The sequence below is a fragment of the Glycomyces sp. NPDC048151 genome (assembly GCF_043202775.1).
Taxonomy (GTDB): domain Bacteria; phylum Actinomycetota; class Actinomycetes; order Mycobacteriales; family Micromonosporaceae; genus Glycomyces.
This window is the reverse complement of sequence record NZ_JBIDBB010000008.1, coordinates 279257-298778: the sequence shown is the minus strand read 5'-3', so window position 1 is coordinate 298778 and position 19522 is coordinate 279257. Positions and strand designations below refer to the sequence as shown.

The window sequence follows — 19522 nt, the reverse complement described above, 5'->3', positions numbered from 1 at the left end:
GCCATGACCACACCCAACGATCCCAAGATCCGCCGCCGCGGCCTCCTCGTCGGCACCGGCGCGGCCGCGCTGGCGGCCACCGCGACCGCGGGCGGCATCGCCGCGGCACAGGAGGACGACGCGGCCGCGCCCGCCGTGCGGCTGCGCTGGCTGGGCACGAACGCCTGGGAGTTCACGACCGACAAGGCCACGGTGCTCATCGACCCGTGGGTCAGCCGCTTCCCGACCGGGGCCTACACGAAGGAGGGCGCCGACCCGGAGACGGAGATCGAGGTCCACGAGGACGTGATCGACGAGCACCTGCCGAGGGCCGACACCATCCTCGTCACGCACGGCCACTGGGACCACATCGCCGACGTCCCCTACCTGGCGAAGCGCACGGGCGCGACGGTGCTCGGCACGGAGACGCACCTGAACCTGCTGCGCGCCATGGACGCCCCCGCCGAGCAGCTCTCGCAGCTGGTGGGCGGCGAGCTGTACCAGTTCGACGGCTACACCGTGGAGGTGTTCCGGTCCTCGCACTCGGCGAGCGGCGAGCACAAGCAGATCCTGTTCGGCGGCACCCGGCCCGGGTCGGTGCCCAAGCGCCCCAAGAAGATCAAGGACCTGGTCGAGGGCGGCAGCCTGACCTACCTGGTCGACTTCGGCGGCGTCTCGTTCTTCAACGCCGGTTCGGCGAGCTTCCACGAGCCGGAGATCGCCGGGATCCGTCCGACGGCCGTGTTCGTGCAGCCCGGCGGCGGCTACACGCCCGCGTACGTCGAGCGGCTCCTGGAGGCGACGGGCTTCCCGCCGTACGTGATCGCGACGCACTGGGACGACTTCGACAAGCCGCTGACCGACCCGGCCGTCCCCGGCGGCGACGTGGAGGCGCTGCGCGACCGCGTGGCCGCCGCGAGCCCCGATTCCGAGTTCCTGCTCATCGACCACCTGGAGAGCCATGACTTCTGAGGTCCACGTCCGCTGGCTGGGCACCAACGCCTGGGAGATCGTCTGTGACGGCACCACCGTGCTCGTCGACCCGTACCTCTCGCGCACCTACACCGGTGCCACGAAACCGGGCGAGTTCAACCCGGACACGCCGATCAGCATCGACGAGACCGCGATCGACGAGCACATCGGCGCGGCCGACTCGATCCTGATCACGCACGCGCACTTCGACCACATCGCCGACGTCCCGTACATCGCCGGGAAGACCGGCGCGACGGTGCTCGGCACCGAGTCGCACCTGAACCTGCTGCGCGCCATGGACACTCCGGCCGAGCAGCTGTCGCAGGTGGGCGGCGGTGAGCTGTACCAGTTCGAGGGCTACACCGTGGAGGTCTTCCGGTCCTCGCACGGCGTCACCGGCAAGCACAAGAGCCTGCTGTTCCCGGGCACGCGGCCGGGCGGGGTCCCGGCCCGGCCGGAGACGATCAAGGACCTCGTGGAGGGCGGCAGCCTCGCCTACCTCGTCACCTTCGGGGAGGTCTCGCTGTTCTTCAACGGCGTGCCGTCGTTCCACGAGCGCGAGGTCGCGGGGATCGCGCCGACCGTGCTGTTCATGCAGGGCCCGAACCCGAACTACCCGAACTACGCGGAGCGGATGCTCGCCGCGACCGGGTACCCGCCGTACGTCATCCCGACCCACTGGGACGACTACGAAGCGCCCCTTGACGAACCGGCCGTGGACCTGTTCGGCGCGGCGAAGCTGGAGGAGCTGGTCGCCGCGGCCAGCCCGGATTCGGCGTGGGTGCTCTTGGACCACCTGGAGTCGTTCACCGTCCCGGTCTAGATCCAGCCCTGCTCCCAGGCGTGCTGGGCCGCGGCGTGGCGGGTCTTCTTGTCCAGCTTGCGCATCGCGGTCGACAGGTAGTTCCGCACGGTGCCGGGGGCGAGGTGGAGCTCGGCGGCGATCTCGTCGATCGTGCCGCCGCCCCTGGCCGCGCGGAGCAGGTCGAGCTCGCGTTCGGTGAGGGGCGAGCGGTCCTCGGTGAGGGCCGTCGCGGCGATCTCCGGGTCGATGTAGCGGCGGCCCTGGCCGATGTCGCGGATGATCTGTGCGAGCCGCTCGGCGGGGGTGGTCTTGGGGACGAACCCTGAGACGCCCGCGGCGAGGGCCCGGCGCAGCACGCCGGGCCTGGCGTGCCGGGTCACGAGCATGACCTTGACGCCGGGGTTCGCCTCGCGGATGCGCTCGGCGGCCCAGAGGCCGTCCTGCGGCGGCATCTCGAGGTCGAGGACGGCGATGTCGGGGAGGCGGGACGCGGCGAGGGCGACCGCGTCGGTCCCGTTGTCGGCCTGGGCGATGACGGTGATGTCGGGTTCGAGCCCGAGGAGCACGGCGAGGGCTTCGCGCACGAGGGTCTCGTCGTCGGCGACGAGGAGGCGGATCACCGCCGGGCCCGTTTCGCCGCGATCCGCCGGACCGGCGGCACCCGCTTCGCCGCCTGCCGTTGCGGCGGCTGCGGCGCCCGGGGTTTCGGCACGGTCCCCTTGAGGACGAACCGGTCGCCGTCGTGCTCGTGCTCGACCGACCCGCCCGCTTCGGTGAACCGGTCCTTGAGCATCGCCAGGCCGTTGCCTCCGGGCGTCGGCGCGGCCGCGCCGTTGTTGGTCACCGTGACGGTGACCTCCGCGTCGACCTCGACGATGTGCACGTCGGCGGCGGTCGGGTCGGCGTGCCGGATCAGGTTCGTCGTCGCCTCCCGGACGAGCAGGCCGAGGAGCTTCTCCGTGTCCTCGTCGAGCGTCGGCGCGGCGTCCGGCACGGTGGCCTGCACTCCCGCGGACTTCAGGATCCTGGCGGCCGAGTCGATCTCGTCGGCGAGCGCGACCTTCCGGTAGCCGCCCACGACCTCGCGCGTGTCTTTGAGCGCGGCGCGGGCCAGGTCCTCCACGGCCCGCATCTCGGCTTCGGCGCGTTCGGGGTCGACGGCGACGAGCCGCCGCGCGACCTGCGCCTTCAGCGTGATCGCCTGGAGGTTGCCGCCCTGGACGTCGTGGAGTTCGGCCGCGAACCGCAGCCGCTCCTCCGCGACGGCGAGGTCGCCCGCGATCCCGCGGGCCTTCTCGAGCTCCTGCGCGACCTGGAAGTGCCACAGCTGGCAGACGACCCCGACCGCGATCGTCGGCACCAGGGCGATCGTCATCACGACCGCCTGGGCAGCGATCAGCCCGGTCTGCGCGAGGACGATGACGACCGCCACGACCGCGAGCGTCCCGAACCCGAGCGTCCTGGCGCGACTGCCCGGACGGGCCCACAGCGCGGACTCAGTGAGCAGCAGTGACGCCGGTGCAGCCCAAGCGGGTCCGATGGGACCGGCCTGGGCCTCCCAGGCCGCCCCGGCGACGAGCACCAGGAGCGCCACGCTCCACAGGACCCGCCGCTTCCAGTAGCCCTGGCCGTGCCAGTGCAGCGCGAGCGCCGCCGTGCTCAGCGCGACGGAGACGGTGATCGCCCCTGCCGCGACCGGCAGGTCCTCGTACGGGAGCGGCGAGTTCGCGAGGAACATCGCGCCCATGAGCAGCGCCAGAGGCCCGGAGCTGATCACGGTGAAGAACGTGTACGTGCGCAGGCGACGCAGGCCGCGCGCGGAGGACTCAGGTTCTGGGGGCACGTGGAGATTCAACCACCCCGGTCCGAAATGACATTTGTCAGACCGGCCCCACACGTCCGTCACCTGGACCGATGCGGCTTTGGCACTACCTGCGGCCCTTGGGAAACCCCAGGATTGAGGCATGAACGCGATTACTCACGGGGACCGCCCCGCCGTCGAGGTCCGGGACCTCGCCTGCCGCTACGGCTCCTTCACCGCCGTCGACGGCGTCTCCTTCGCCATCGCCCCGGGGGAGCTGTTCGCGCTCCTGGGCACCAACGGCGCGGGCAAGACGACGACCGTGGAGACCGCCGTCGGCCTGCGCCGCCCCGCCTCCGGCTCGGTCCGGGTGCGCGGCCTCGACCCGTACCGGCACCGCCGCGAGCTCGCCGGGCGCGTCGCCGTCATCGGCCAGGAGACCGGCTTCGCCGACGACCTCACCGTCACCGAGACCCTGCGGCTCTGGACCGACCTGCACCGCCTCCCGCCCCGCCCGGAACTGGTCGATCGCGTCGACCTCGCCCACCGCGCCCACGTGCGCGTCGCGGCGCTGTCGGGCGGCGAGCGCCGCCGCCTCGACCTCGCGCTCGCGCTCGCGACCGACCCGGCGGTGCTGTTCGCGGACGAGCCCACGACCGGCCTGGACCCGGCCTCGCGGCGGCGCACCTGGGCGCTGCTGCGCGAGCTCACCGCGCAGGGCACGGCCGTCCTGCTCACCACCCACTACCTCGACGAAGCGGCCGAACTCGCCGACCACGTCGCGATCATGGACCGGGGCCGCATCGCCCGCTTCGGCACCGTCGCGGAGATCACCGCCTCCCACGAAGCACGGATCACCGTGGGCCCCAAGCCGTTCGACCCGCTCGCCCTGCCCGTGCTCGCGGGCCGCACCGCCGTCGCGGACGGGCGCCTGACGATCCGCACCACCGAGCTCCAGGCCGACCTGCACCGACTCCTCGACTGGGCCGCGCGCACCGGCGTCGACCTCGGCGACCTCACCGCCGGACCCGCCACCTTGGACGAGATCTTCGCCGAACTCGAGACCCAGACCGCCGCCTGAACCCCTCCCCGAACGGAGCCCTGACATGACCGCACTGACCCTCGCCGTCGCCGAGACCCGCCTGATCCTGCGCAACCGCACCGTCCTCGTGACCGCCGCGATCCTCCCGATCGCCATGGCGTTCTTCCTGAGCCGCTCCGACATCGGCGCCCTGACCGGCACCGGCGGCGCACTCGCCGCGACGCAGCTCGCGATGCTGCTCATCTTCGGCGTCCTCATGACCAGCACCATGACCCTCGCCGCCCGCCGCCAGCAGCGCTACCTCAAGCGCCTGCGCAGCTCCCCGGCGTCCACACTGTCGATCGTGGCCGGGCTGACCGGCCCGCTCGTGCTCGTCGTCGCCGTGCAAGCCGTCGTCGTCCTCGCCTTCACCGCGTGGGAGACCGGCGCGGGCCCCGCGCACCCGGAACTGCTCGTGCTCGCCTTCGCGAACGGCGCGGTCACGTCGGTCGCACTGGGCTTCCTGACCGCGTCCTTCACGAAGACCCCCGAGGCCGCCCAGATCACCGTCATCCCCGGGACGTTCCTGTTCATGGCCGGCGTCTTCCTGGGGCTCTTCGAGTTCGAGGGCCCCAAGTCGCTCCTCGCGTCGGCCGTCCCCGGCGCCGGACTGACCGAGCTGACCCGCCTGGCGTGGGACGGCGGCTCCTACGCGTCCGCCCTCGAACCGCTCCTGCTCTCCACCGCCGTGGCCGCCGCCGCCGCGCTCCTGGCCGCCAGGCTGTTCCGCTGGCAGCCCCGCGCCTAGAAGGGAATCCGATGTCCTTCGAAGAGTTCAAGAACTCGATGTTCTACGCCAAGCTCCCCACCCGCTGGCCGGTCGAGGCCGCAGTCGCGGCGCTGACGTTCGCGATCATCGCCGCCGCGTTCCTCCTGCTCGACGTGAGCGACCGGACCGTGGTCGTCCTCGGCTCGATCGCGCTGGCCTGGTTCGGGATCCGCATCGCGATCGTCGCGGTCAGGTCCCGGGGGCAGGGCCCGCCGATGGGGCCAGGCCGACTCGACTGAACAGCTGATTTACCAAACCGTTGCCGCGCACGTATTGCCGCGTCCCGAACGGGGCCATAGCGTTAAACCATCGCGGTGAACGCGACTGGACCCCGTCCCCCGAACACTCCGGTGCCCGCTCCCCAGATCCGGGGGAGCGGGCACCGGCTCGTCCGCTCCTAACCGCACGTCACCGGCGGTGTCGCGGCGGGTCCGGACGCGATGAACCCGAATCCCTCCCGCGACTGCCCGGCCGCGACCGTCCCGTTCCAGCCCACGTCTCCGGCGGTCACGTTCGCCCCGCCCTGCGTGAAGCTCGTGTTCCACGCGGAGGTGATCCGCTGCGAGCCCGGCCAGGTCCACTGCACGTCCCAGCCGCTGATCGCGGCGTTCCCGGCGGTGATGTCGACGCGGCCCTGCCAGCCCGAGCCCCAGTCGCCGACCACGGTGATCTTCGCCGTGCACGCGCCCGCGGGCGGCGGGGTCGTGGTCGGCGGGTCGGTCGGCTCCTGGGTGCCGCAGCCGGGGCCGGTGTTGGTCTGGGTGAGCAGCCCGAGCCGCCACGGCAGGCTGTTGTAGTCGCCCGAGGCGTTCGGGTCCATGCCCTGGTACAGGTACCGCAGGTTGCACGGGTCGATCTCGAGCTTCTGGTTCACTCCGGCCCGGATCATCTCGCCGTGGCTGATGTCCTCGGTCCACACTCCGCCGGGGAAGGTCACGTTGGACGCCGCGGCGAACGGGTTGGCGTTGCTGTCCGCCAGGGGCGTCCACGGTCCGGCGATGCTCGTCGAGGTCCACGAGCGGAAGTACCGCCCCACGGTCCCGAACGCCTCCACGAGCAGCAGGTACTCGTCGCTCCCCTTGACCTTGTAGACGTTGCTGGCCTCCCACAGCGCGTACTTGTCGTCGTCCTCCATGGCGATCACGGGTTCGCTCATGCCGTTCGGGAAGTTCGCCACGCTCGTCTGCGACCGGTACAGGTGCCCGTTGTCGTCCGAGGAGAACAGGTGGCAGTCGACGTCGTCGCAGGTGACCCACATGTCGACCCAGTAGCCCGAGCCGATGTTGTCCTGGATGATCTGCGGCATCCCGGAGTAGAAGTGCTTCGGCGCGGTCCACCCGTTCGGGTTCGCGATGTCGGCGTTCGTCGAGTAGGCGGCGTTGCCGTCCTGGTAGACGAGGTACCACAGGCCCTGCGGCTCGTAGTAGAACACTTCGGGCGCGGCCCGGTAGCCGGTGCCGATCGGGGACCGGTCGAGGAAGTGGTGGGTCGCGCTCGCGGCCTGGGACCAGTCGGTGAAGTTGAAGTACACCATGTTGTACCCGGCCGAGCTGGCGATGGACGCGAACACGTGCCACTTCCCGTTGTGGAAGACCACCGACGGGTCCTTGAGCCCGGCGATGTTCGGGTGCGCCGCATCGGGTTTGGGCCCGGCGAGGATGCCGCTGGAGCTCCACGTGAAGCTCGCGGGGAGGGCTTCGGCCTGCACCGGGGCGGCCGCGTCCTCCTCCGCGTCCTGGGCGTGGGCCGTGAGGCCCCACGTCATCGCGGCGGCCGTCGCGACGGCGAGCAGCGCGACGCGCACCGCCCGCAGCCGTGTTCGGATGGAATTGCTCATGGTCTCTCTCCTTGGGGGACAAGGCGCTCACGCCGGATTCCGAAAGTTTCAGGAGATTCCGGAATTATCGTGACCGCATGGACAGGTTATCGATAAACATCGACACCTGTAAATGCCTCGGCTGGACGGTCTCGGAACTTCCGGGCCGGAGTACAGTCCGGCTATGACCGTCATCGACGCACAAGGCCGCCCCGAACCGCCCCACGACGGCGACGAGGCCGCCACCCTCATCGGCTTCCTCGACTTCCAGCGCGCCACCCTCGGCTGGAAGACCCGCGGCCTCGACGCCGCCGCCCTCGACCGCACCGTCGCCGCGTCCACCATGACCCTCGGCGGCCTCCTCAAGCACATGGCCTATGTGGAGACCAGCTGGTTCGCCCGATCCCTCCACGGCCGCCCCATGGGCGAACCCTGGGACTCCGTCGACTGGACCGCCGACCGCGACTGGGAGTGGCACTCCGCCGCCGACGACACCCCGGAGGACCTGCACGCCCTGTGGCAGAACGGCATCGCGATCGCCCGCGCCTGCACCGCCGAGGCGCTGGCGGACGGCGGGCTGGGCCGGGTGGCGGCGCGGGGCTGGTCCGACGGGCGCAGTCCGTCGCTGCGGTGGATCCTGTGCCACATGATCGAGGAGTACGCGCGCCACAACGGCCACGCCGACCTCATCCGCGAGGCGATCGACGGCGAAGCCGGCGAATGACGATTCCGACCGAAACAGTCTGAAATGGAGGTCGCAGCCGTGCTGTCCTGGCGGCGCTGATCCGTTCTCCCGCAGGCCTTCTGCGGACGCGCCCGTTGCGCTACGCTCCGGGGGCGTCACCCCTTGTGGCGTCCGAACGCCAACGCAGAGAGGACCTTTCATGCGCCGGACCACCGCACGACTGCGCCTTGTCAACGCCCTCACCGCTCCCGCCGCGCGGGCGCGGCACGACCCCTACCGGTTCTTCGACCGGGCCCTGGACGCGCAGCGCGCCGCGAGCGCGGGCGTGTCGCTGACCGAAGTGGACGAGTCGGAGCTGCAGCACCTGCGCCGCTTCCTCGGGTTCATCGCGGACGTCCCGTCCCTGTCGGGGGTCGGCTGGCTCTCGGTGCAGGACATGGTGAAGACCCGCATCCGCAACCGGTTCCTGGTGCGCCGCCTGCAGGCCGAGCACCCGGAGGTCCGCGAGGAGCGGATCGAGGCGCCGGTGTTCGTGATCGGCCTGCCGCGCACGGCGACCACGCTGACCCACAAGATCCTGGCGAACGCGACGGGCGCGCGCGGGCCGTACATGTGGGAGATGGACAACATCGGGCTGCCGCGCTCGGACGAGGAGTCGGCGAGGCTGCGCCGCCAGACGCAGAAGCGGCTCGACCAGGTCCTCCTGCTGAGCCCGTCGTGGTCGCGGATCCACCCGGTGCGCGCGGACTGGGTGGAGGAGATCTACTTCCTGCTCAACCAGTCGCGCCTGCACAACACGATGGCGCCCATGCCGAAGTACGTGGAGTTCCTGCGCTCCTACGACGCCCGGCCCGACTACGCGTTCGTCCGCGACGTGCTGCAGATCCTGCAGTTCCGGCGTCCGACGCCGCGCTGGATGCTGAAGCACCCGGACTGCCTGGGGGAGACGGCGGCGATCCACCACGTGTTCCCGGACGCGAAGTTCGTGTGGACGCACCGGGACCCGCACACGGTGATGGGCTCGATGTGCTCGATGGCGGAGTCGCTGGCCTACCTGCACAACCACGCGAAGGCGGTGGACCCGCACGAGATCGGCCGGGTGTGGCTGCGGATCCTCCCGGAGATGGTCGAGCGGGCCCGGCGCGAGCGGATCCAGATGCCGCGCGAGACCACAGTGGACGTCGCCTACCACGCGATGATGGCCGACCCGCACCGGTACGTGCCGGAGCTGTTCGAGAAGCTCGACCTGAAGTGGACGGACGACGACGAGCGGAACCTCGGCGAGGCGCTGCACCGCCCCCGGGACCAGCGCGGCCACGAGTACTCGATGGTGCACTACGGGCTGGACCCGGCGATGATCGACGAGGCGTTCGGCGACTACGGCCTGTTCGTGGACAACCTGACGGCCGGCAGCCGCTGACCCCCTATGCGGCGTAGTCGAGGCCGGTGAGGGCGATCCCGCGGAACGCGGCGAGCCGCTCGGCCTCGGCTTCGATCGCCTTCTTCTCGGGCGCGTGGAGCTCCCGCCAGGGTTCGACGGCGACCGTGAACTTCTTCCCGGACTTGCGGGGCCGCCACAGCGCGGCGACCTCGCCGTCGACGAGGACGGCGCCGGGCCTGCCGAGGACGGGCCACAGCGCTTTGGCCTTGGCGGGGTCGGTGACGAGCGTGGCCCGGTCGCGGGCCTGGAGGTACAGGTCGTAGGGGCCCAGGAGCCGCGTCCCGGAGGCCTCGGCGCTCTGGAGCGCTTCGGTGTCGGCCGCGAGCATCCACCGGGTCTCGCCGTCCACTTCGACCTCGACGGCGTCCTCGGGCCAGTGGGCCTTGACTTCGCGGACGGGCGCGTCGACGTACTCGGCGACCTGCTTGTGGGTGGCCGGTCCGAGCAGGTGCAGGTAGGCGCGAACGGGGTCGAGCCGGTCCTCGTGGGCGTCGGCGGCGGCGAAGCCGGTCATGGGCCGGAGGACGGGCGGGGAGGTGTCGGGCACGAGTTCGAGCCCGGCCTGCACCGCGGAGAGCCGGAACGGCATCTCGTAGAGGTGCACGGCGTCGCAGGAGCGGCAGTACCGCTGGTACGGCTCGGGCATGGCCTCGTGGAGGCGGGTCGACATCTCGCCTTTGACCATGGGCTCCTTGACGATCGCGCGCATCTGCCCGGCGACGGCGTCCAATGCGTCGAGGACGGGGATGCCGGCGTCCTTCAACGGCTTGGAGGCGTCGAAGATCCGCTTCGACGCGTCCGCCTCGGACCAGGGCGCGACGGCGGCGGCGACCTGGGCGGCGTCGGTGCGCCGGTAGCAGTGGGGCGCGCCGCGCAGGGTCCACAGCCACACGAGGTCGTCGTGGTGCTCGGCGGCGGACCCGAGCCCGGCGGTGGCGACGCCGCGCACCTCGAGGGCCCAGAGGGCTCCGTCGGGGCCGGTGTCCTGCACGCCGAGGTCGAGGACCGCGGTGTCGGCGACGCTGCCGCGCTCGCGGTCGAGCTGCTGCGTCCGGACGCGGTAGCGGCGGACCTGTTGGGGATCGATCATGCCCACACGGTAGCGCCGGGGTACGACACGCGGGGTCCGTTCGATCGTCTGGGGAAATCTCCGAGGGCGCGATGAATCCGCGCGGCGGACCTCGTCTGTACAGGCAAGAGCCCGATACTTCCCCCGAAAGAGGCACCGCCATGACGAGCTACGACCGCACCGAGACCGTCCTCACCACCACCGCCGAAGGCCCCGGCAAGGCCCTGAACGTCACCGCCTGGGTGCTCCAGGTCCTCCTGGGCGCGTTCATGATCGTCGCCTCGGGGGTGCCGAAGCTGTTCGCAGTGGAGGCCGCCGCCTCCGGTTTCGACACCATCGGCTGGGGCGACTGGTTCATGTACGCCATCGGGGCCCTGGAGGTCCTGGGCGGCGTCGGCCTGCTCATCCCGCGCGTCTGCGGCCTGGCCGCGACCGGCCTGGGCCTGCTCATGGTCGGCGCCGCGATCTTCAACGCCGCGATCCTCGACTACCCCGTCGTCACCCCGCTGATCCTGCTCGTCCTGTTCGCGGGCGTCGCGTGGGTCCGCCGGTACCAGACGGCGCGGTTCTTCAAGCACGGCTTCAAGAACGAGCGGTGACCCCCGCAGAAAAAGGGCCGGTGGCAGCGCCACCGGCCCTTTCGCGTGCCCGCCGCCCAAGGCATGCAAACTGCAGACAGCACCTGCTAACATCTGTTTGCAGGTATTGGAGGCCGTATGGACGAAGGCATCCCGACCGGGGACGACCTGGTCGCGCTCCTGGCGGCGCTCGCCAGCCCGCACCGGCTGCGCGTCGTGGCCGCCCTCGCGGGAGGGCGCAACTACGTCAGCCAGCTGGCGCGGGACCTCGGCATCAGCCGGGCGCTCCTCCAGGTCCACTTGAAGAAACTGGAAGCATCCGGCCTGGTCACCTCCTCGCTCGAAGTGTCCGAGGACGGCAAGGCCATGCACTACTACGAGGTCGTCCCGTTCGCGGTCGACCTCACCCCCGAAACCGTCGAGCGCGCCTCGGCGACGCTCACCCTCTAGAAAGGACCGCACATGGTCAGCCCCTACGATTGGCAGGAAGTCATCGGCACCGTCGGGCTCTTCACCCTCCTCATCACCGTCGTCCTCACCCTCCTGTGGCGCAAGGCGTTCCTCAAGCGCGCCGAGATGCAGATCCGGCAGGACGACCGGTACAAGCAGCTCGCCGAACGCGCCGACGCCCACCAGGCCGAGCTCGCGCAGCAGCTCGCCGCCCTCAACGAGCGCATAGCCCGCATCGAGACCAGCAACGCCGCGATCGAGGAGACCCTCAAAGTCGTGGAATAGGCCCCGGAAACGGCCCGGGCCGTCGAGCGGCAACTCGACGGCCCCGGCCCGGGCATCTATCGCCGGGCGGCAACCCGGCGCTTCACACCCAAGGGAGACGAACCACCTCGCCGCACGCAAAGCCGCGGCGAGTTCCGCAGGGACGCCCCCGTACCAAGAGGAAAGCAGACCGTGCTGCACGACATCACCGCAGACCCCCGCACCCAAGACCCCCGGCACACCCGCCGCGGCGCCATAGCCGCCGTCGCCGACTGGTCCGCCCGCCACCGGGCCCTCGCCATCGGCGGCTGGCTCGCCCTCGTCGCACTCGCCGTCCTCTCCGGCGCGCTCCCGCTCGGGGAACAGGCCCGCGCCGCCGACCCCGGCGAAGCGGGCGTCGCCGAGCACCGCATCGACGCCGAAGGCGGCTACGCCGTCCGCGAGAACGTCCTCGTCACCGGCCCCGGAGTCGACGCCGCCGTCACCGACCTCGTCGCCGCGCTCCACGACGCCCCGGGCGCCGTCGCCGACATCGGCTCGCCGCTCAGTGAACACGGCGAACGCTGGCGCAGCGGCGACGCCGCCCTCGTCACCTTCACCGTTCTCGGACCCGACGCCGCCTACGACGCCAATTACGGCACCGTCCTCGACACCGTCGCCGAGATCCAAGCCCGACACCCGGGAACCGAACTGCGCCAAGCGGGCGACGCGACCCTCTCCGGGGCCGTCGACGCCGGCATCAAAGACGACATGAAACGCGCCGAGACCACCTCGCTGCCGCTCACCGTCCTCGTCCTCCTCGCCGTCTTCGGCTCCCTCGTCGCCGCCGGACTCCCGCTGCTCCTCGCCGCCACCAGCGTCGCCGGAGCCTTCGGCCTCCTCCAGCTCCTCGGCCACTGGGTCCCGTTCAACGGCGCCGGCTCCGCCATCGTCCTCCTCATCGGCATGGCCGTCGGCATCGACTACTCCCTGTTCTACCTGCGCCGCTACCGCGAAGAACGCGCCGCGGGCCACGACAGCGCCACCGCGCTGGCCATCACCGCCCGCACCTCCGGGCACGTCGTCGCCGCCTCCGGCCTCACCGTCGTCGTCTGCACCGCCGGACTCCTCATCACCGGCATCGACGTCCTCAAAGGACTCGCGCTCGGAACCGCGCTCGTCGTCGCCCTCGCCGTCCTCGGCTCCGTGACCTTCCTCCCCGCACTCCTCGCCACCCTCCGCCACCGCGTCGACGCCGCCCGCCTCCCATGGCTCGGCAAACGCCGCACCACCGCCGCACCCTCCCGCTTCTGGGCCCGCACCGCCGCCGCGGTCGTCAAGCGGCCCATCGCCACCGGCGGCCTCGCCGCCGTCCTCCTCCTCATCGCGGCCACACCCGTCATCGGCATGCGCCTCCAAGACGCCGCCGTCACCGACAGCCTCCCGCCCGGCACCTCCACCGCCGTCGACAACGCCACCGCCATGCACGAGCACTTCCCCGGATCCGCCACCAGCGCCCGCGTCGTCGTCACCCCCGACGGCGACGGACCCCTCGACCCGGCCGCCATGCAGACCGCCCTCGAAGCCCTCCACGGCGAAGCCGCCGCCAGCGACGGCCGACTCCTCGAACCCATCACCGCCACCGCCGTCGGCGACGCCCTCGTCGTCCGCGTCCCCCTCGCCGGAGCCACCACCGGCCCCGAAGCCGACGCCGCCCTCGCCCACCTCCGCGACCACGCCCTCCCGAACGCCTTCGCCCGCACCGACACCGCACAAGCCGTCACCGGCAAGACCGCGCTCCCGCACGACTTCACAAATCAGCTGCTCAGCCGCACCCCCTATGTCCTGGGGTTCATCCTGCTGCTCGCCTTCGCGCTCCTGGCCGTCACGTTCCGCTCCTGGGCGATCCCGCTCGCCTCGATCGTCCTCAACCTCCTGTCGATCGGCGCGGCCTGCGGCGCCCTCGCCTGGATCTTCCAAGGCGGCCACCTCGAAGGCCTCCTCGGCTTCACCTCCTACGGCGGCGTCGTCTCCTGGATCCCCCTGTTCATGTTCATCATCCTGTTCGGACTGAGCATGGACTACCACATCTTCGTGCTCTCCCGCGTCGCCGAACGCCGCCTCGCCGGGGCCGGGAACCGCGACGCGATCGTCGGCGGCATCGCCGCCAGCGCTGGCGTCGTGTCCAGCGCGGCGCTCATCATGACCGGCGTCTTCTCCGTCTTCGTCACCCTCTCGGCGATCGAGTACAAGATGCTCGGCCTCGGGATGGCGCTGGCGATCCTCATCGACGCCACCGTGGTGCGCGGGGTGCTGCTCCCGGCGGCGCTGTCGCTCATGGGCGACCGGGCGTGGGGGAGGGCCGCCGCCCGGGTGTGACGCCTGGGAACGCGAAATGAGGGGCCGCCCCGGTTGCAGGCTGGGCGGCCCCTCGCTGGGAGTGGAGTCTTCGCTAGGCGTCGGCCTGGAGCGCGCGGCGGCGGGCGACGACCGTGACCGCGATGCCGCCGGCCAGGAGCGCCGCGGCGGCGGCGAGCACGAACGTCAGCGGGCTGCCGGTCTTGGGGAGTTTCGGCGTTCCGGCGCCGTCGGCGCGGGTGCTCGTGGAGCTGCCGGAACCGTTCCCGTTGCCGCCGTTGCCGTTGCCGGTGGGTTCGCAGGTGGTGTCGGGTGCGTCGGCGAGTTCGAGGTCGAAGCTGACGGGGTCGAGGGCTTCGCCTTCCTCGTAGAAGCCGCCGAAGAAGTCGACGCCGTCGGCGCTGACGGTGGCGGGGGCCCCGTCCACGGTGATCGCTCCGTCCTCGACGGCGAGTTCGGCGACGGCGACGTTCGCGATGAGGGTCCCGCCGGAGTAGAGGGCGAGGGCCCCATCGGTGGACTTGACGCTGAGCCCGGCGATGTCGAGGTCCATCTCGCCTTCGTGGCCGTAGAAGTTGACGCCGCCCGCGAAGGCGGCGTCGACGGCGCAGGTCTCGGCGGTGAAGGTGCCCGTGGCCTCGGGGAAGCGGTAGGTGCCGTCGCCGTTCTCGGTGGCGGGGTCGGTGAGGGTGATCTCGCCGTTGGCGATCGGGCCGACCACGTACTGGCGGTAGGACTCCTTGACGCCCCAGTCGGCGGCGCCGCCGGTCACGGCGTACACGGTGGCGTCCCCTGCCGGGTCCTCACTGGACGGGTCGTCGGAGGGCGCCTCGCTCGAAGGCGTGTCGCTGGTGGGGTCGTCGGTGGGCTCGTCGTCGATCGGGTTCGCCATGTCCGTCTTGACGGCGATGGTGATCGGGTCCATGGCGGCGCCGGCGGCGTAGTTCTGGAAGATCGGGACGGCTTCGGCGGTGAGCGCGGTGGGCGCGTCGGTGAGGGTCATGAACCCGGAGACGTGGGTCCACTGGCCGCCCGCGTCGATGTCGACGATCGGGACGTCGTCGGCTTCGGTGGTGCCGTAGGCGACGTCGGCGAAGAGGGTGCCGGTGTACCCGGCGAGGTCCATCTCGACGTAGAGGTTCTCCAGGGTGATGTCGATGCCGTGGATCGGGACGGCGAAGTTGACGCCGCCCTCCGCCGCGGCGTCGAGCGCCTGGTTCGGGAGGTCGTTCACGCCGGTGGCGGAGCCGAACTCGAAGGTCCCGTCGTCGTTCTGCTGCGCGCCGTCGAGCACCGAGATGGTGCCCTGGGAGAACGAGCCGGTCACGTAGGAGCGGAAGGACTCCTTGACGCCCCAGGTGATCGAGCCGTCCACGATGGGGTAGGCGGCGACTTCCTGGGCCTGCGCGGGCAGCGAGGTGAGGCTCACGGCGGCGCCGGCTCCCAGGGCGAGCGCGGCGGCGGCCGCGAGGCGCTTGCGGGTGGGGGACTTCATGGGTGCTATGACTCCTTGTCTGCTTCCGGGTCCTCAGTGGAGGACGCGGCGGGGTCGGGCCCCTGGTCTGCGGGGCCTTCGGTCTCGGAGGGGGTGGGCTCCGAGGGTGCCGCCGTGTCGGCCGGGGCGTTGTCGGTCGCCTTCGCCTCCTCGACGGTGGTCTGGGGGTCGCCCTGCGCGGCGCGGTTGCGCTTGGCGCGCTGGACGAGGGCGACGGTGATCGCGGCGGCCGCGAAGAGCACGACGAGCGCGGCGGGGACGATCCACACCAGCGGGTTCGCGCCGGTGTCCTCGGCGGCGTCGTCGGCGTCGAGCGGTGAGGCGGACTCGCTCGGGGCGGGCTGCTCGGGTTCGGCGCCGAGGTCGGGCAGAGCCGGGACGGCGGCGTCGGCGGTGAGCGGGATGGCGATCGTCAAGGGGTCCATGGCGTCCCCGGCCTGGTAGTACCCGCCGAACACCGGCACGGCGGCCTCGGTGAGCACGGTGGGGACGTTCTCGGCGAGCAGCAGCCCGCCGGACTCGGCGAGGGTCGCCTCGAACGCGACGAGGTCGACGCGGGTCCCGGCGACCTCGGCCGAGAGGACGCCCTTGCCGCCGGTCGCGGTGACGACCGGGTCGGTGAGCGCCAGGTCGACGTCGGTGCCGGTGAAGGCCACGGTGCCCTTGTAGGAGAGCGTGTAGTCGGCCGCGGTCGCGGTGCCCGAGCCCTCCGTGAAGCGGAAGACCGCGCCGCCGTCGGCAGCGCCGCCGCTCACGGCCCACTCGCCGTTCGCGATGTCGCCGGACACGTAGTCGCGCCAGGAGGTGCGCACGCCCCAGTCGAGGACCGCGCCGCCGACCTGGTCGGTCTCGGCTGCGGCCGTGGGTGACTCGGCGGCCTCGGTGGTCGGGGCCTCGGCGGCGGCGATGTCGGCGGAGAAGGAGACCGGGTCGAGCTGCTCGCCCGGCTCGTAGTACCCGGCGAAGGCCTCGGCGCCGTTGGCGGTCAGGGTCGCCGACGCGCCGCTGACCGATAGGGTGCCGCCGGAGACGCTCAGCTCGGCGCCGCTGAGCGACGCCATGTCGGTCCGGGTCCCGTTGACGTACACGTAGAGCGTGCCGGAGGAGCCGGAGTACTCCACGGACGGGTTCGCGAACGTCAGGTCGAGTTCACCGTCGTGGCCCCAGAAGTAGACCCAGCCGGTGTAGTCGATCGCGGCGATCCCGTCCTCATAGGTGCCCGTCGCCGAGTGGAACCGGTACGCCCCGTCCACTGCGGACGCGCCGTCGCCGGTCTGCACCTCGCCCTTGGCGATCGACCCGGTGATGTAGGAGCGGAACGACTCCTTGACGCCCCAGTCGAGGCGACCGCCCGACAGGTCCTCGGCGTTCGCGGGAGCGGCCCACAGCAGAAGCGACGCTATGAGCGCCGCCGCTGCGACCAGGGCTCCCGTGAGGCGGGCGGTGGCGTGGGGCATGGCAGGGGACCTCCGTATACAAGTTCAACGAAGGCAAGGCTAACCTAATAAAATCTGAAATAGCAAAGGGGGTGCTAAAAAATATTAGCGAAGCCTAACCTATGCTCGACCGGCCATCCCTGAGGACAGAACTGGAGAACACCCGTGCGCCACCGCCGCACCCACCGCGCCGCAGCCGCGCTCCTCACCGCGACCGCACTCCTCACCCTCACCGCATGCGGCGGCACCAGAACCGACCCCGGCGGCAGCACCGAACCCGCCGTCGACCGCGTCGAACCCCTCACCGACACCGCCGCACCCGCCCTCCCCGCCACCGTCACCGACGCCACCGGCGCCACCATCACCATCGACGCCGCCGACGCGATCGTCCCGCTCTCGGGATCCCTCTCCGAGATCGTCTTCACCCTCGGCCTCGGCGACCGCGTCGTCGCCCGCGACATCACCGCCACCTTCGAACAGGCCGCCGACCTCCCCGTCGTCAGCCACGGCCACGACATCTCCGCCGAGGGCGTCCTCTCCCTCCAACCCGACCTCGTCCTCGCCGAAACCAGCTCCGGCCCCCAGACCGCGCTCGACCAGATCACCGCCGCAGGCGTCCCCATCGTCGTCTTCGACCCCGCCGACGGCATCGCATCCGCAGCCACCCGCATCGCCGCCGTCGCCGCCGCCCTCGGCGTCACCGACCTCGGCACCCAGCTCATCGAACGCACCGAAGCGGGCATCGCCGCCGCCACCGAAGGCATGGACCTCTCCGACCCACCCCGCGTCGCCTTCCTCTACCTCCGCGGCTCCGCCTCCGTCTACATGATCGGCGCCCGCGACTCCGGCGCGACCTCCCTCATCGAAGCCGCCGGAGGCATCGACGCCGGAGCCGAAGCCCTCGAAGGCGACTTCCTCGAACTCACCCCCGAAGCGCTGGCGGCCGCCGCGCCGGACGTCATCCTGGTGATGGACAAGGGACTCGAGTCGGTCGGCGGCGTCGAGGGCCTCCTGGAGATCCCAGGCGTGGCCCAGACCCCGGCGGGGGAGCAGGAGCGCATCGCGCACCTCCCCGACGGCATCATGCTCAACTACGGCCCCCGCACCGGCGACGTCGTCGCCGACCTCGCCGCCCAACTCCACGGCCCCGCCGAATGACCCACGAGACCGCGACTGCGAAGGCGCGCGCCGCCGTCCCCGCCCGTGGCACCGCCCGCCCTCCCGCGGCAGCTCCGCGGCCCCGCGGAACGATGCGCGCGACCGCGCACGCCGCCGTCGCTCACGGCTTCATCGGCTCTTCCGGCCCGTCTCTACGACTTCGCCGAACGTTGTCCGCGACCTCGTCCGCGACTGCGAAGGCTCGCACCGCAGTACCCGCTCACCCCGGCGTTACCCGCCCTTCCGCCCGGCGACGAAGGAACGCATCATGACCGCCACCGCTTCGGCCCGGACGCCCACGGCTACGGGCGAGACCGCCGCTCCCGCAGCTGGGAAGCGCCGGTGGGCCCTGCCGACCCTCCTCGGAGCGGGCCTGACCGGGCTCCTCGTGCTCGGCGTGCTCGTCTCTGCCTCCAACGGCGCGTTCGCGATCCCGCTCGGCGACATCCTCTCCTCGATCGGCAACCGGCTCGGCCTCGGCGGCGCACCCATCGAGGGCACCGGCGAGAGCGTCCTGTGGAACATCCGCTTCCCGCGCGTCGCCCTCGGCGTGATCGTGGGCGCGTGCCTGGCCTGCGCCGGAGCCCTCATGCAGGGCATGTTCGGCAACCCGCTCGCCGAGCCGGGCGTCATCGGCGTCAGCTCGGGCGCGGCGGTCGGCGCGGTCGCCGCGATCGCCTTCGGGCTCACGTTCGCGGGCAACTGGACGATCCCGGTGTGCGCCTTCGTCGCCGGGCTCGCGACCGTCTCCCTCGTATACTTCCTCTCCCGCTCGGGCGGCCGCACCGAAGTGGTCACCCTCGTGCTCACCGGCGTCGCGGTCAACGGCCTCGCCGGGGCGCTGATCGGCATGTTCATCTTCTACGCCGACAACGACGAGATCACCGCGATCACCTTCTGGCAGATGGGCAGCCTCTCCCAGGCGACCTGGCCGAAGATCCTCGCGATCCTCCCGCTCGCCGCCCTCGGCCTGCTCACCGCCCCGCGCTACGCGCGGCGTCTCGACCTCCTCGCCCTCGGCGAACGCCCCGCCCGCCACCTCGGCGTGGACGTCGAACGGCTCCGCCTGCACCTCATCGTGATCGTCGCCCTCCTCACCGGCGCGGCCGTCGCGGTCTCGGGCGTCATCGGGTTCATCGGACTCGTGGTCCCGCACCTCCTCCGCATGGCCGCCGGCCCCGGCCACCGCGCCCTCCTCCCGCTGTCCACCTTGGGCGGCGCGGCGGTCATCGTCTGGGCCGACCTCGCCGCCCGCACCGTCGCCGCCCCCGCCGAGATCCCCCTCGGCATCCTCACCGCCCTCGTCGGCAGCCCGTTCTTCTTCTGGCTCCTCCGCCGAACCCGACGCCACCAAGGAGGCTGGGCCTGATGCGCCGCAACGACTCC

At 71.6% G+C, this 19522-nt stretch carries 19 protein-coding genes and 1 pseudogene; 13 read left to right on the top strand and 7 right to left on the bottom strand.

Translation table 11 applies throughout. The features are described from left to right. Positions 1-3 precede the first annotated feature (3 nt). Both ACGGCP_RS20965 and ACGGCP_RS20960 read left to right on the top strand, forming a co-directional pair. Positions 4-951 (top strand): MBL fold metallo-hydrolase, encoded by a 948-nt coding sequence (locus tag ACGGCP_RS20965; RefSeq protein WP_392968564.1) that lies wholly within the window; start codon positions 4-6, stop codon positions 949-951. Continuing rightward, the gene (locus ACGGCP_RS20960; protein WP_392968563.1) at positions 941-1774 is read left to right on the top strand and encodes an MBL fold metallo-hydrolase; all 834 of its coding nucleotides are present in this window, start codon (positions 941-943) and stop codon (positions 1772-1774) included. The genes ACGGCP_RS20965 and ACGGCP_RS20960 overlap by 11 nt, the downstream gene beginning before the upstream one ends. On the opposite strand, the gene ACGGCP_RS20955 is transcribed toward ACGGCP_RS20960, so the two are convergent. Beyond that, positions 1771-2376: a DNA-binding response regulator gene (locus ACGGCP_RS20955; protein WP_392968561.1), complete on the bottom strand. Its 606-nt coding sequence runs from the start codon at positions 2374-2376 to the stop codon at positions 1771-1773. The genes ACGGCP_RS20960 and ACGGCP_RS20955 overlap by 4 nt on opposite strands. Continuing rightward, entirely contained in the window at positions 2373-3599 is a 1227-nt protein-coding gene (locus ACGGCP_RS20950) for a sensor histidine kinase (RefSeq protein WP_392968559.1), read from the bottom strand. Before ACGGCP_RS20950 ends, ACGGCP_RS20955 begins: the two co-directional genes overlap by 4 nt. 121 nt (positions 3600-3720) lie before the next feature. Here ACGGCP_RS20950 and ACGGCP_RS20945 point away from each other — a divergent pair, with 121 nt between their 5' ends. The 3 genes from ACGGCP_RS20945 to ACGGCP_RS20935 are packed head-to-tail and all read left to right on the top strand — an operon-like array spanning position 3721 to position 5646. Beyond that, complete coding sequence (locus tag ACGGCP_RS20945) at positions 3721-4638, top strand: ABC transporter ATP-binding protein (protein ID WP_392968557.1); 918 nt, start codon at positions 3721-3723, stop codon at positions 4636-4638. 25 nt (positions 4639-4663) lie between these two features. Beyond that, entirely contained in the window at positions 4664-5386 is a 723-nt protein-coding gene (locus ACGGCP_RS20940) for an ABC transporter permease (RefSeq protein WP_392968555.1), read from the top strand. A gap of 11 nt (positions 5387-5397) precedes the next feature. Next, complete coding sequence (locus ACGGCP_RS20935) at positions 5398-5646, top strand: hypothetical protein (protein WP_392968553.1); 249 nt, start codon at positions 5398-5400, stop codon at positions 5644-5646. A gap of 158 nt (positions 5647-5804) precedes the next feature. Here the strand turns inward: ACGGCP_RS20935 and ACGGCP_RS20930 are convergent, their stop codons facing one another. Both ACGGCP_RS20930 and ACGGCP_RS20925 read right to left on the bottom strand, forming a co-directional pair. Continuing rightward, positions 5805-6077, bottom strand: coding sequence for a cellulose binding domain-containing protein (locus tag ACGGCP_RS20930; protein ID WP_392968705.1), 273 nt, complete (start codon positions 6075-6077; stop codon positions 5805-5807). 78 nt (positions 6078-6155) lie between these two features. Further along, a pseudogene (locus ACGGCP_RS20925) lies at positions 6156-7109 on the bottom strand (non-reducing end alpha-L-arabinofuranosidase family hydrolase); the annotation flags it as partial. 298 nt (positions 7110-7407) lie between these two features. Between ACGGCP_RS20925 and ACGGCP_RS20920 the strand changes: the two are divergent. Beyond that, a complete protein-coding gene (locus ACGGCP_RS20920; RefSeq protein WP_392968551.1) occupies positions 7408-7947 on the top strand; it encodes a DinB family protein in 540 nt (179 codons plus the stop codon). Between the two features lie 160 nt (positions 7948-8107). Then, positions 8108-9328: a sulfotransferase family protein gene (locus ACGGCP_RS20915; RefSeq protein WP_392968549.1), complete on the top strand. Its 1221-nt coding sequence runs from the start codon at positions 8108-8110 to the stop codon at positions 9326-9328. Between the two features lie 4 nt (positions 9329-9332). Here ACGGCP_RS20915 and ACGGCP_RS20910 read toward each other — a convergent pair whose 3' ends face one another. Further along, positions 9333-10439: a winged helix DNA-binding domain-containing protein gene (locus ACGGCP_RS20910; RefSeq protein WP_392968547.1), complete on the bottom strand. Its 1107-nt coding sequence runs from the start codon at positions 10437-10439 to the stop codon at positions 9333-9335. Between the two features lie 140 nt (positions 10440-10579). Here ACGGCP_RS20910 and ACGGCP_RS20905 point away from each other — a divergent pair, with 140 nt between their 5' ends. The 4 genes from ACGGCP_RS20905 (at position 10580) to ACGGCP_RS20890 (ending at position 14068) form a co-directional block, all read left to right on the top strand. Further along, positions 10580-11017 carry a DoxX family protein gene (locus ACGGCP_RS20905; protein WP_392968545.1) on the top strand — a complete coding sequence of 146 codons (438 nt, stop codon included), beginning with the start codon at positions 10580-10582 and terminating at the stop codon, positions 11015-11017. Positions 11018-11134: 117 nt separating this feature from the next. Next, positions 11135-11446 carry an ArsR/SmtB family transcription factor gene (locus tag ACGGCP_RS20900; protein WP_392968543.1) on the top strand — a complete coding sequence of 104 codons (312 nt, stop codon included), beginning with the start codon at positions 11135-11137 and terminating at the stop codon, positions 11444-11446. Positions 11447-11458: 12 nt separating this feature from the next. Beyond that, positions 11459-11731, top strand: a complete 273-nt coding sequence (locus ACGGCP_RS20895; RefSeq protein ID WP_392968541.1) for a hypothetical protein — start codon at positions 11459-11461, stop codon at positions 11729-11731. A gap of 171 nt (positions 11732-11902) precedes the next feature. Next, positions 11903-14068 (top strand): MMPL family transporter, encoded by a 2166-nt coding sequence (locus tag ACGGCP_RS20890; RefSeq protein WP_392968539.1) that lies wholly within the window; start codon positions 11903-11905, stop codon positions 14066-14068. Between the two features lie 73 nt (positions 14069-14141). Here the strand turns inward: ACGGCP_RS20890 and ACGGCP_RS20885 are convergent, their stop codons facing one another. Continuing rightward, positions 14142-15542, bottom strand: coding sequence for an HtaA domain-containing protein (locus tag ACGGCP_RS20885; RefSeq protein ID WP_392968537.1), 1401 nt, complete (start codon positions 15540-15542; stop codon positions 14142-14144). Positions 15543-15547: 5 nt separating this feature from the next. Beyond that, a complete protein-coding gene (locus tag ACGGCP_RS20880) occupies positions 15548-16999 on the bottom strand; it encodes an HtaA domain-containing protein (RefSeq protein WP_392968535.1) in 1452 nt (483 codons plus the stop codon). 144 nt (positions 17000-17143) lie between these two features. Between ACGGCP_RS20880 and ACGGCP_RS20875 the strand changes: the two genes are divergently transcribed. Together ACGGCP_RS20875 and ACGGCP_RS20870 are read left to right on the top strand one after the other, a co-directional pair. Next, positions 17144-18136, top strand: coding sequence for a hemin ABC transporter substrate-binding protein (locus ACGGCP_RS20875; RefSeq protein WP_392968533.1), 993 nt, complete (start codon positions 17144-17146; stop codon positions 18134-18136). Between the two features lie 268 nt (positions 18137-18404). Next, entirely contained in the window at positions 18405-19505 is a 1101-nt protein-coding gene (locus ACGGCP_RS20870) for a FecCD family ABC transporter permease (protein ID WP_392968531.1), read from the top strand. The last annotated feature ends 17 nt before the right edge of the window (positions 19506-19522 follow it).

What these genes read in the sequence shown, in the direction of transcription:
- ACGGCP_RS20965 (WP_392968564.1), top strand. Translation starts at nt 4, where the DNA reads ATGACCACACCCAACGATCCCAAGATCCGCCGCCGCGGCCTCCTCGTC.
- ACGGCP_RS20960 (WP_392968563.1), top strand. Translation starts at nt 941, where the DNA reads ATGACTTCTGAGGTCCACGTCCGCTGGCTGGGCACCAACGCCTGGGAG.
- ACGGCP_RS20945 (WP_392968557.1), top strand. Translation starts at nt 3,721, where the DNA reads ATGAACGCGATTACTCACGGGGACCGCCCCGCCGTCGAGGTCCGGGAC.
- ACGGCP_RS20940 (WP_392968555.1), top strand. Translation starts at nt 4,664, where the DNA reads ATGACCGCACTGACCCTCGCCGTCGCCGAGACCCGCCTGATCCTGCGC.
- ACGGCP_RS20935 (WP_392968553.1), top strand. Translation starts at nt 5,398, where the DNA reads ATGTCCTTCGAAGAGTTCAAGAACTCGATGTTCTACGCCAAGCTCCCC.
- ACGGCP_RS20920 (WP_392968551.1), top strand. Translation starts at nt 7,408, where the DNA reads ATGACCGTCATCGACGCACAAGGCCGCCCCGAACCGCCCCACGACGGC.
- ACGGCP_RS20915 (WP_392968549.1), top strand. Translation starts at nt 8,108, where the DNA reads ATGCGCCGGACCACCGCACGACTGCGCCTTGTCAACGCCCTCACCGCT.
- ACGGCP_RS20910 (WP_392968547.1), bottom strand. Translation starts at nt 10,439, where the DNA reads ATGATCGATCCCCAACAGGTCCGCCGCTACCGCGTCCGGACGCAGCAG.
- ACGGCP_RS20905 (WP_392968545.1), top strand. Translation starts at nt 10,580, where the DNA reads ATGACGAGCTACGACCGCACCGAGACCGTCCTCACCACCACCGCCGAA.
- ACGGCP_RS20900 (WP_392968543.1), top strand. Translation starts at nt 11,135, where the DNA reads ATGGACGAAGGCATCCCGACCGGGGACGACCTGGTCGCGCTCCTGGCG.
- ACGGCP_RS20895 (WP_392968541.1), top strand. Translation starts at nt 11,459, where the DNA reads ATGGTCAGCCCCTACGATTGGCAGGAAGTCATCGGCACCGTCGGGCTC.
- ACGGCP_RS20885 (WP_392968537.1), bottom strand. Translation starts at nt 15,542, where the DNA reads ATGAAGTCCCCCACCCGCAAGCGCCTCGCGGCCGCCGCCGCGCTCGCC.
- ACGGCP_RS20880 (WP_392968535.1), bottom strand. Translation starts at nt 16,999, where the DNA reads ATGCCCCACGCCACCGCCCGCCTCACGGGAGCCCTGGTCGCAGCGGCG.
- ACGGCP_RS20870 (WP_392968531.1), top strand. Translation starts at nt 18,405, where the DNA reads ATGACCGCCACCGCTTCGGCCCGGACGCCCACGGCTACGGGCGAGACC.